Source organism: Streptomyces sp. NPDC058257 (assembly GCF_042881845.1).
Classification (GTDB): Bacteria; Actinomycetota; Actinomycetes; order Streptomycetales; family Streptomycetaceae; genus Streptomyces.
In genome coordinates this window covers 392,366-398,400 of the sequence record NZ_JBHVXJ010000005.1, presented here as the reverse complement: position 1 = coordinate 398,400, position 6,035 = coordinate 392,366, and the positions used below count along the sequence as shown (strand labels likewise).

Annotated in this window: 6 protein-coding genes; 5 read left to right on the top strand and 1 reads right to left on the bottom strand. The window is 69.1% G+C overall.

The genetic code is table 11. From position 1 onward, the window contains the following. Nucleotides 1-373: 373 nt before the first annotated feature. On the bottom strand, nt 374-580 hold the full coding sequence (locus ACFVXC_RS16675; RefSeq protein WP_389905918.1) for a hypothetical protein: 207 nt from the start codon (nt 578-580) through the stop codon (nt 374-376). A 177-nt stretch (nt 581-757) separates the two neighbouring features. Here ACFVXC_RS16675 and ACFVXC_RS16670 point away from each other — a divergent pair, with 177 nt between their 5' ends. From ACFVXC_RS16670 to ACFVXC_RS16650, 5 genes are all read left to right on the top strand, one after another. Next, nucleotides 758-1,402, top strand: a complete 645-nt coding sequence (locus ACFVXC_RS16670; RefSeq protein WP_384266648.1) for a GntR family transcriptional regulator — start codon at nt 758-760, stop codon at nt 1,400-1,402. Continuing rightward, nucleotides 1,399-2,325 carry a dihydrodipicolinate synthase family protein gene (locus ACFVXC_RS16665; protein WP_389905916.1) on the top strand — a complete coding sequence of 309 codons (927 nt, stop codon included), beginning with the start codon at nt 1,399-1,401 and terminating at the stop codon, nt 2,323-2,325. The genes ACFVXC_RS16670 and ACFVXC_RS16665 overlap by 4 nt, the downstream gene beginning before the upstream one ends. Further along, nucleotides 2,322-4,037, top strand: coding sequence for an L-arabinonate dehydratase (araD, locus tag ACFVXC_RS16660; protein ID WP_389905914.1), 1,716 nt, complete (start codon nt 2,322-2,324; stop codon nt 4,035-4,037). The genes ACFVXC_RS16665 and araD overlap by 4 nt, the downstream gene beginning before the upstream one ends. Before the next feature lie 115 nt (nt 4,038-4,152). Further along, complete coding sequence (locus ACFVXC_RS16655; RefSeq protein ID WP_383265440.1) at nt 4,153-5,109, top strand: carbohydrate ABC transporter permease; 957 nt, start codon at nt 4,153-4,155, stop codon at nt 5,107-5,109. Nucleotides 5,110-5,141: 32 nt separating this feature from the next. Then, a complete protein-coding gene (locus ACFVXC_RS16650) occupies nt 5,142-6,017 on the top strand; it encodes a carbohydrate ABC transporter permease (protein WP_389905959.1) in 876 nt (291 codons plus the stop codon). Nucleotides 6,018-6,035 lie beyond the last annotated feature (18 nt).

Genomic DNA, 6,035 nt, shown 5'->3' with positions numbered 1-6,035 from the left:
CTGTGGCACCGCCGGTCCCCCGGCGGTGCCACAGCGCTGTACCGCCCTGCACCGTCCGCACCCGGAAGGTGCAGGCCGCCCCTTGCGAGGTGACCCGGGCCTCCTCGCCGTCCCGCACCGCGCGCAAGACGACAGCGGGCCTGCCGTCCAGGTCCGGCACGGTGATCTCGGCTCCGTCCGTGTCCGGCGTGACCAGGAGGGCGAGGTCCTTCAGCCAGTCGCCGACGCGGGGCCCTGTACGGTCTCGCCGGTCAGCAGACGGGTCCAGGTTCCTTCGATCGACTGGTCCTCGACGCTGAACTGGGCCTGGCCGACGGACTCGGACCCGAAACAACTCGTCGTACGACATCTGGGACACCGAGTACGACTACGACTACGAGGTCTTCTCCTTCCTGCGCACCTCCGACTCCTCGTCCGGGACCGTCGACATCCTGCCGATCCTCAAGTGGATCAAGAACACCAAGGGCTGGATGGCGGCGAGCCCGAAGAGCGCGGTCTCGTCGGTGTTGATACGCGGGTTCTCGTAGCCGGGCCGGGCTCCGGGACGGCGGGACCCGCCATCGAAGCGCTTCGAGCCCACTGGCCCAACTCCGAGATCTCGAACGGGTTTTCCTGCGCGAAACATTGACGTGGGCCTGTCGGCGTCCTACTTTCATCGCGTCGTACTTCGTACGTCATATATGAGACGCGATACGCGATGACTGCAGGACGGCTGCACGAAGATCGCACGACGGCTGCACGACGACTGAGAGCATCGATGAACTTTGCGCCCCACCCCATCCCCTCGCGCACGCAGTACGTGCTCGAGGCGGTCAAGCACCGCATCCTCACCGGGCAGCTGGCCCCGGGCCAGCCACTCGTCGAGACCGAACTCGCCGCCCAGTTCGCGGTCTCCAAGACGCCCGTACGGGAAGCGCTGAAGACACTCGCCGGGACCGGGCTCGTCGTCATGAGCCAGTACAAGGGCGCCACCGTACGCACGGTGGACGCGGCCATGGCGCAGGAGGTCTACGACGTACGCCTCCTGCTCGAACCGGAGGCACTGCGGCGCACCGTCCGGTCCGGCGCCCTCCTGGAGGAGGCGCGCGACGCCCTGGAGCGGGCCGACACCGCGGCGGACGCGGCCGAACGCTCGCTTGCCAACCGGGAGTTCCACCGCGCGCTCTACGTTCCGTGCGGCAATCCGCTGCTCTCCCGCATGCTCGACGACGTGCGCGACCAGGCAGCCCTTGTCTCCGCCGTCGCCTGGGCGACCCTGCCCTCCTGGGAGCGGGAGGCGGCCGAGCACCGGGAGATCCTGCGGCTCGCGCTCGCGGGGGAAGCCGACGCGGCTGCCCGCGGACTCCATGACCACATCGCCTCGTTCGTGCGGCGGGCGTTCCCGGAGGGGGAGCTTTCATGACCGGACCCGGACACAACTCCACTTTCGCCGAGCTGCGTTCGGCCCTCGCCGATGTCGTCGCGATCCCGGTGACCCCGTTCGCCGAAGACGGCTCCGTGGATCGGGACACCTACCGCGCCCTGGTACGGCGCCTCGTCGACGGCGGGGTGCGCACCCTGACGCCGAACGGAAACACCGGCGAGTTCTACGCCCTGAGCCCCGACGAGCGGCGCCTGGTCACCGAGTTGACCATGGAGGAGGCGAGCGGGAACGGCGCCACCGTGCTCGTCGGCGTCGGGCATGACCTGCCGACCGCGATCGCCGCCGCCCGGCACGCGCGGGACGCCGGCGCACACATGGTGATGGTGCATCAGCCGGTGCATCCCTACGTGTCCCAGGACGGCTGGGTCGACTACCACCGTGCCGTCGCCTATGCCGTGCCCGAGCTCGGTGTCGTGCCCTACATCCGCAATCCGCGCCTCACCGGTCAGTGCCTCGCGGACCTGGGCGAGTTGTGCCCGAACGTGATCGGCGCGAAGTACGCGACGCCGGACGCCGCCGCCTTCGCCGCGTTCGCGCGGGACGCGGGGCTCGATCGCTTCGTGTGGGTGGCGGGGCTCGCCGAGCTGTACGCCCCCGCGTACTGGGCCGTAGGCGCCACCGGATTCACGTCGGGCCTGGTCAATGTCGCGCCCGAGGTGTCGCTCCGGATGCTGGAGGCCCTGCGGGCGGGCGACTATCCGGCGGCCATGGATGTCTGGGAGCGGATCCGCCGCTTCGAGGAGCTGCGCGCCGCCGACCAGTCCGCGGACAACGTCACCGTCGTCAAGGAGGCCCTCGCCGCGCTCGGTCTGTGCCGCCGCGAGGTGCGCCCGCCGAGCCGGGTCCTGCCGGACGAGCGGCGCGAGGAGATAGCGGCGCTCGTGAAGGCGTGGGCGATATGAGGCCCGACGAACTGCGCAGCCACCAGTGGTACGGCACGGACGGCCTGCGGTCCTTCAGCCACCGGGCGCGCACCCGCCAGCTCGGCTACCTGCCCGAGGAGCACCTGGGTAAGCCCGTCATCGCCGTCCTCAACACCTGGTCCGACATCAACCCCTGCCACGTCCATCTGCGCGACCGCGCCCAGGCGGTCAAGCGCGGGGTGTGGCAGGCGGGCGGCTTCCCCCTCGAATTCCCCGTCTCCACACTCTCGGAGACCTTCCAGAAGCCGACTCCGATGCTCTACCGGAACCTCCTCGCCATGGAGACCGAGGAGCTGCTCAGGTCCTATCCGGTGGACGGGGCCGTGCTGCTCGGCGGCTGTGACAAGACGACGCCCGCCCTGCTCATGGGCGCCGCGAGCGTCGACCTGCCGACCGTGTTCGTGCCGGCCGGGCCCATGCTCCCGGGGCACTGGCGCAACGAGGTGCTCGGTTCCGGCACCGACATGTGGAAGTACTGGGACGACAAGCGCGCCGGTCTCATCGGCGACTGCGAACTGGCCGAACTGGAGAACGGCCTCGCCCGCTCCCCCGGCCACTGCATGACCATGGGTACGGCGTCGACGCTGACCGCGGCGGCCGAGGCGCTCGGCGTGACGCTGCCCGGCGCCTCCTCGATTCCCGCGGTGGACTCCGGGCACGACCGGATGGCGGCGGCGTCCGGGATGCGGATCGTCGAACTCGTACGCCGGGACCTGAAGTTGTCCGGGCTCCTGACCGCTGAGGCGTACGAGGACGCGGTCGCCACCGTGCTGGCCCTCGGCGGCTCCACCAACGCCGTGATCCATCTGATCGCGATGGCGGGCCGCAGCGGCCTGCGTCTCACGCTGGACGACTTCGACCGGATCGCGCGGACCGTGCCGGTCCTGGCCAACCTGCGCCCCGGCGGGCAGTACCTCATGGAGGACTTCCACTTCGCGGGCGGACTCCCCGCCTTCCTGGCCCAGTTGACGGACGTGCTTCATCTTGACCGCCCGACCGTCGCCCACGACACCCTGCGCGAGCAGCTCGCGGGCGCCGTCGTGCACAATCCCGAGGTCATTCGCCCCCGTGGGAAGCCCCTCGCCGACGAGGGCGGCGTGGCGGTGCTTCGCGGGAACCTCTGTCCGGACGGCGCCGTCATCAAGCATATCGCCGCCGAGCCGCACCTGCTGCGGCACACCGGCCCCGCGGTCGTCTTCGACGACTACCGCCAGATGCAGCGCACCATCAACGACCCGGAGCTCGGCATCACCGCCGACCACGTCCTCGTACTGCGCGGCTCCGGCCCCAAGGGCGGTCCCGGCATGCCCGAGTACGGGATGCTCCCGATCCCCGATCATCTGCTCAAGCAGGGGGTGCGCGACATGGTGCGGATCTCCGACGCGCGGATGAGCGGCACGTCGTACGGCGCGTGTGTGCTGCACGTGGCTCCCGAGTCGCATGTCGGCGGGCCGCTCGCCCTCGTCCGTACGGGAGACCTGATCACCCTGGACGTCGAGGCGCGCTCGCTCCATCTCGACGTGTCCGATGAGGAGTTGGAGCGTCGCCGGGCCGCGTGGACGCCGCCGCCCGCACGCTACGGACGCGGCTACGGCGCGCTCTACAGCGAGCAGATCACCCAGGCCGACACCGGCTGCGACTTCGCGTTCCTGGCCCGCGAGGGCGAGGTTCCCGACCCGTACGTGGGCTGAGCCCTCCTGATCGCTCTCCCCGACTCGCCCTTCTTTTGTACGAGATTTCGAACAACGTCTGCGAAGCGCTTCATCTCGCCGACTGTGTGCCGCCCATGAGAACGGAGAAGCAGACATGGCCTCAGCTGTGGCGAAAGCGCCACCGCAGCCACCGCCCCGGCGCCGCATGCCGGGTGCGCACCGGCGCCGAACGGGAGCGACCCCGCGCCGCCTCCCGTATCTGCTGATCGCGCCGGCCGGACTCCTGATGGTGGGCTTCATCGCCTACCCGGTCATCAGCGTCTTCTACTACAGCCTGCGCAACTACAACCCCACCAAGCCCTGGCGCAACGGCTTCGCGGGATTCGACAACTTCGTCACCGCGTTCACCAAGGACCCGCAGTTCTGGCAGACGCTGGGCTTCAGCCTCCAGTGGGTGGTCGTCGAGGTCGTCCTGCAGCTGCTCCTGGGCCTGGGGCTCGCCCTGATCGTCAACCAGACCTTCATCGGCCGTGCGATGGCCCGCGCCATGGTCTTCTCGCCGTGGGCCGTCTCCGGCGTGCTCACCTCGACGATCTGGCTGCTCATCTTCAACTCGCAGACAGGCATCACCCGTTACCTCGCGGACATGGGGATCGGCTCGTACGGAACGTCCTGGCTCTCGGACACCAGCACCGTCTTCCCGGCCGTCGTCGTCGCCGAACTCTGGCGCGGTGTCCCCTTCTTCGCGATCCTCATCCTCGCCGACCTGCAGTCCGTCTCGAAGGATCTGTACGAGGCCGCCGAGGTGGACGGCGCGAGCCGCTTCCGGCAGTTCTTCCACATCACGCTCCCGCACCTGAAGGACGCGATCATCCTCTCCACGCTGCTCCGCGCGGTGTGGGAGTTCAACAACGTCGACCTGCTCTACACCCTCACCGGCGGCGGACCCGCGGGCGAGACGACGACCCTGCCACTGCGCATCGCGTCCATCGCCGTCGACTCGCACGACTTCGGCTACGCCTCCGCGCTGACATCCATCGCGTTCGTGATCCTCCTCTTCTGCTCGATGGTCTATCTGCGGCTGAGCAAGTTCGGAGGTCAGGACAAGTGAGCACCACGCAGCACCTGAACAGGGAAGCCGACATGGCGGGTGCCACCGCTCCCGCCGAGCCCCGCGCCGACGGCCCGCGCGCCCCCAAGCGGCGCCCCTGGGACGAGGCCCCCCGCTGGCAGATCTACCTCCCGCTCGGCCTCTACCTCCTCTTCACCCTCATCCCCTTCTACTGGATGCTGCTCTTCGCGATCCGCCCCGCGGGCTCGACCTCGCTGCTTCCCTGGCCGATCACGTTCGAGCACTTCGACAAGGTATGGACGGAGCGGAGCTTCGCGCTCTTCTTCCAGAACAGCCTCATCGTCGGCCTCCTGTCGATGCTCATGACCACGCTCGTCGCCCTCGCCGGCGGCTACGCGCTCGCCCGCTTCGACTTCAAGATCAAGCGCGGCTTCATGCTGGCGCTGCTGTGCTCGCAGTTCATCCCCGGCGCGCTGATGCTGGTGCCGCTCTTCCAGATCTTCGCCAACCTCCAGATGATCAACTCGCTCGGCAGCGTCATCATCGCCGAGGCCGTCTTCCAGCTGCCGCTCTCGATGATCCTGATCAGCGGGTTCATCAAGAACGTGCCGTACTCCCTGGAGGAGGCCGCCTGGGTCGACGGCTGCGGACGCTTCCGCGCCTTCTGCGCCGTCGTCCTGCCTCTCCTGCGGCCGGGGCTGATCGCGGTCGGCTCCTTCGCCTTCGTGCACAGCTGGAACCACTTCCTCTTCGCTCTGATGTTCCTCTCCAACCAGGACAAGCAGACGATCCCGGTCGGCCTCGCCACCCTGATGGGCGCCGACAGCGTCGACCTCGGCGCGCTCGCGGCGGGTGGCGTCATCGCCGCCCTGCCTGTGGTGATCGTCTTCGCCTTCATCCAGAAGTGGCTGGTCACGGGGTTCAGCGCCGGGGCGGTGAAGGGATGAGCAGCGCGCCCTTCAGCG